This window comes from Thauera aromatica (assembly GCF_023093595.1).
GTDB classification, from domain to species: domain Bacteria; phylum Pseudomonadota; class Gammaproteobacteria; order Burkholderiales; family Rhodocyclaceae; genus Thauera; species Thauera aromatica_A.
The window spans coordinates 1-516 of record NZ_JALLIK010000005.1 but is presented as its reverse complement, the minus strand read 5'-3'; the positions used below and the strand labels follow the sequence as shown (position 1 = coordinate 516).

1 protein-coding gene is annotated in these 516 nt (G+C 62.6%); it reads right to left on the bottom strand.

The annotated features are described in order from the left end of the window. A partial coding sequence (locus MXC99_RS00230) for a PD-(D/E)XK nuclease domain-containing protein (RefSeq protein ID WP_247723643.1) occupies positions 1 to 516 on the bottom strand: 516 nt, incomplete at both ends.

Sequence of the window (516 nt, the reverse complement as noted above, 5' to 3'; positions counted from 1 at the left end):
TGGATGGGCTCGCCGCGGGCGCGGAACTTGTCGGCATAGGCTCGCTCCCGCAGCTGTTGCAGCGCCTTGCCCTCGGGGGCCAACTCCACCACCTTGAACTCGAAGAGATACACATTGCCGTTGAAGAGCACGGCCATATCGATGCGGCCCTTGTGGGTCACGTCCTCCAGCCGGATGTCCAGCCCCAGCGCGGCGAAGTGGCTGTAGAACACGCTGGCGTAATAGCCTTCGTACTGGGCGATCGGGTTGTTGCGATACCAGTCGTGCGGAATGCTGGCAAAGAAGGCGGTGAAGAGCTGCTGCAGACCGGCGAAATCGTTGGCGCGCAGCAGCCGGTGCAAGGACATGCGCTGCGAACTGGAGCGCTCGCTGGGCGCCCAGCGGCTCAGCAGGCGCCCGTGCAGGCTCTGGAACACTTCGCGGTTGGGATAGCGCAGGCGGTAAAACCAATTGCCGGACAGGTTGATCTCTTCATCGATGGTCAGATAACCGGTCTGGAACATCAGCGCCTCGGTG